The 3,808-nt window shown below is 68.9% G+C and carries 4 protein-coding genes; 2 read left to right on the top strand and 2 right to left on the bottom strand.

The genetic code is table 11. The annotated features are described in order from the left end of the window. On the bottom strand, positions 1–1,128 hold a 1,128-nt coding region (gene mtaB, locus IP86_RS25070), incomplete at its 3' end, for a tRNA (N(6)-L-threonylcarbamoyladenosine(37)-C(2))-methylthiotransferase MtaB (RefSeq protein ID WP_054165161.1). Then, positions 1,128–2,009, bottom strand: coding sequence for a diaminopimelate epimerase (dapF, locus tag IP86_RS25065; RefSeq protein WP_054165160.1), 882 nt, complete (start codon positions 2,007–2,009; stop codon positions 1,128–1,130). The genes dapF and mtaB, both read right to left, overlap by 1 nt. A 216-nt stretch (positions 2,010–2,225) precedes the next feature. Here dapF and IP86_RS25060 point away from each other — a divergent pair, with 216 nt between their 5' ends. Both IP86_RS25060 and IP86_RS25055 read left to right on the top strand, forming a co-directional pair. Beyond that, the gene (locus tag IP86_RS25060) at positions 2,226–3,002 is read left to right on the top strand and encodes a GyrI-like domain-containing protein (RefSeq protein WP_054165159.1); all 777 of its coding nucleotides are present in this window, start codon (positions 2,226–2,228) and stop codon (positions 3,000–3,002) included. Then, positions 3,002–3,718: an SIMPL domain-containing protein gene (locus IP86_RS25055; protein ID WP_054165162.1), complete on the top strand. Its 717-nt coding sequence runs from the start codon at positions 3,002–3,004 to the stop codon at positions 3,716–3,718. The genes IP86_RS25060 and IP86_RS25055 overlap by 1 nt, the downstream gene beginning before the upstream one ends. Positions 3,719–3,808: the final 90 nt, after the last annotated feature.

Genomic DNA, 3,808 nt, shown 5'->3' with positions numbered 1-3,808 from the left:
GCCGATCTCGGCCGCCAGCCGCCGCTGCAGCGCGGCTTCGCCGGCGGCGCGTAGTCGCGCGGCGCGCTCGCGGACGACGCCGCCGTCGAGCTGCGGCATCCGCGCCGCCGGCGTGCCCGGGCGCTTCGAATAAGGGAAGACGTGCAGGAAGGTCAGGCCGCAGTGCTCGACCAGATCGAGCGAGCGGGCGAACATCTCCTCGGTCTCGGTCGGGAAGCCGGCGATCAGGTCGGCGCCGAGCGCGATGTCCGGGCGTAAGCGCCGCACTTCGTCGCAGAACGCGACGGCGTCGGCGCGGCTGTGGCGGCGCTTCATCCGCTTCAGGATCATGTCGTCGCCGGCCTGCAGCGACAGGTGCAGATGCGGCATCAGCCGTTCTTCGTTCGCCAGCGCATCGAGCAGGTCGCGATCCGCCTCGATGGAGTCGATCGACGAGATCCGCAGCCGCTGCAGCTCGGGGACGTGGCGCAGCACTTTCTTCACCAGGCTGCCGAGCTTCGGCGTCCCCGGCAGGTCGGCGCCGTAGCTGGTGAGGTCGACGCCGGTCAGCACGATCTCGGCATGGCCGCGCACGGTCAGCGCCCGCACCTGATCGACCACCGCGCCGACCGGCACCGAGCGCGAATTGCCGCGGCCGAACGGGATGATGCAGAAGGTGCAGCGATGGTCGCAGCCGTTCTGCACCTGCACGAAGACGCGCGGCAGACCGCTCTGGTAGCCATCCAAGAGATGCGGCGCCATCTCGCGCACCGCCATGATGTCGGCGACCGCGATCTTCTGCTCGCGGCCGAGCCCGAACGCATCGGCATCGAATGCGCTGCGCGCCGCCCGCCAGGCCTCGCCGCGCAGCTTGTCGTCATTGCCGATCACGCGGTCGACTTCATCCATCGCCGCGAAGGTCGCGGGTTCGGTCTGCGCCGCGCAGCCGGTGACGACGATGCGCGCATCCGGCCGCGCCCGTTTCAGCTTGCGGATCTGCTGGCGGGCCTGCGCCACCGCTTCGTTGGTGACGGCGCAGCTGTTGACCACGATGGTGTCGGCAAGGCCGGCGCCCTCCGCCTCGCGGCGGATCACTTCGGATTCGAACGCATTGAGGCGGCAGCCGAAGGTGACGATCTCGATCGTCATCAGGCCGGATTGGTCGTCAGCGACGGCGCGAACAGCGCCGGATCGAACCGGCCCTCGAATTCGAATTCGGCGCCGCCGGTCATCAGCACGTGGTTGTCGCGCTCGCGCCATTCGATCGTCAGCTTGCCGCCCGGCAGCGTCATCTCGACGACGCGGCCGGTCCGCTTCAGCCGCGCCGCCGCCACCGCAGTGGCGCAGGCGGCCGAGCCGCAGGCCTTGGTCAGGCCGGCGCCGCGCTCCCAGGTGCGCATCGTGATGTGGTCGCGATCGACGATATGGGCGAGCGTGATGTTGGCGCGCTCCGGAAAGATCGGATGATTCTCGAGCAGCGGTCCGAACTTGCCGAGGTCGTAGGCCTGCACGTCGTCGACCCAGAAGATCGCATGCGGATTGCCCATGCTGACCACCGACGGCGTGTGCAGGATCGGCGCGTCGATCGGGCCGATCTGCAGCTCGATGCCGCGGGTGTCGCGAAACTCCTCGGCGAGCGGGATGTCCTGCCAGCCGAATTTCGGCTCGCCCATGTCGACGGTGTAGAGCCCCTCGGCCGGGCCGCGCCAGCAATTGAGCAGGCCGGCGCGGGTCTCGAAGGTCAGGCCCTGCTTGTCGCTGCCGGCGAACATCTGCGAGGCGACGCAGCGCATACCGTTGCCGCAGGCGCCGGATTCGGAGCCGTCATTGTTATAGATGCGGACGAAGGCCTCGGTGCCGGGCAGCCGCGCCGGCTGCAGCAGCATCAGCTGGTCGTACGGCACATGCGCCGCCACCGCGCGGGCGTCGTCCGGCGTCACCGGCGCGCTCTGGTCGCGCAGGTCCACCACCACGATCTCGTTGCCGATCCCGTTCATCTTGGCGAACAGGCGGTTGTCCAGCGCGCTCATGCTTTCCGATCCTCGTCGCGCCTATATGGCGAAGCATGGCGGTTTTGACCAGTCCGCCCGGGCGCAGCCGCGGCCCGCCACAGTCAAGCCACATGCGGATCGCAAGGGACGAAAGCGCCGGCCGGATGTTAGGAAGGACGCGCACTGACGATCCGCCGGGCGCTTGCGGATCGCGGCGATCGGCAGCACATCGCTGCGGCCATGGAGACAGTTGGAATGAACCGCCCCCGCTTGATCCGCCCCGTTTGGCTCGGGCTCACCTCCGCCGCAGCCCTGATGCTCGGCACCGCCGGCGCGCTGGCACAAACCGACACCAAGCCGGCCGACACGCCGGCGACGCCGCCCGCCGCCACAACGCCCGCACCAGCAATGCCAGCTCCGGCGACACCAGCTGCTCCTGCGACGCCCGCTGCGCCGGCCACGCCCGCGCCACCGGCGACTCCGGCAACACCGCCCGCCGCGACCGAAACGCCGGCGACGCCGCCGCCCGCGGCGCAGGCGCCGACCACACCGCCCGCCAAGGTGCAGACCGCCGACCCGTTCGGCGAGGAGATCACGCTGGAGCCGAAGTCGGCCGTCATTCTGAAGGGCAAGGCGAGCTGGGACGCGGCGTTCGAGGCGCTGATGGAAGCGTTCAAGACGCTCACCGCCACGCTCGACAAGGCGGGCGTCAAGCCGAACGGCAATCCGATGATCGTCTATACCTCCACCGACGACAACGGCTTCACCTTCCAGGCCGAGATGCCGGTGCCGGAGCCGCCCAAGAACCTGCCGAAGACGATGAGCATGGGCACCACACCGGACGGCAAGGCGCTGAAATTCGTCCACCGCGGCTCGTACGACAATATGGACAACACCTACGAGGCGATCACCAACCACCTCGACGACAAGAAGATCGAGGCCAAGGACACCTTTGTGGAAGAGTACCTCACCGATCCGCTGACCACCGCGGAAGACAAACTGGTCATCAACGTCTATGTGCCGATGAAATGATGCTGTCCCTTCGTACGCCGCTCGCCGCCCTGCTGGTTTCCGCTTTCGCGGCCGCGCCGCTGCACGCGCAGCCGGCTCCGCCGACACAGCCGCAACAGTCCGCCATCACGGTGACGGGCGAAGCGCACAAATCGGTCGCGCCGGATATCGCGCAGATCGAAGCCGGCGTTTCCAACATCGCCAAGACGGCCCGCTCGGCCGCCGAGGCCAACAATCTGGCGATGGGCAAGGTGCTGCTGGAGCTGAAGAACGCCGGCCTCGACGCCAAGGACATCCAGACCTCGCGGCTGTCGATCCAGCCGCAATACGCCTCGTCCAACCGGCCGGGCCCGAGCGAGATCAACGGCTATCTGGCCAGCAACATGGTGACCGTGCAGGTCCGCGACACCGCGCGGGTCGCCGGCCTGATCGATACGCTGGTGCAGGCGGGTGCCAACGAGATCCGCGGCATCGGCTTCCGCGTCGCCGATCCCTCCAAGGTGCTGGACGACGTCCGTGCCGAGGCGGTCGCCGATGCGCGGCGCAAGGCCGAGATCTACGCCCGCGCCGCCGGCGTCTCGCTCGGCGCGCCGCTGGTGATCAGCGAAGACACCCAGCCCGGCCCGATGCCGATGCGCAAGATGGTGATGGCCCAATCCGCCGGCGCCCCGGTCGCGCCCGGCGAGGAGACGCTGAGCGTGACGGTGCTGGTGAGCTGGGCGATCAAGGCGCCGTAGCTGCGGCAGCTCATGATGACGGCTTAGCCCCAGGTCGTCATTGCGAGCCAACGGGTCGGCGCGAAGCGCCGCCCGATGACAGGCTCCGCG

The organism is Rhodopseudomonas sp. AAP120 (assembly GCF_001295845.1).
Lineage (GTDB): Bacteria > Pseudomonadota > Alphaproteobacteria > Rhizobiales > Xanthobacteraceae > Rhodopseudomonas.
Note: the sequence above shows the minus strand (reverse complement) of the source record. Positions and strands in the feature narration are given on the sequence as shown.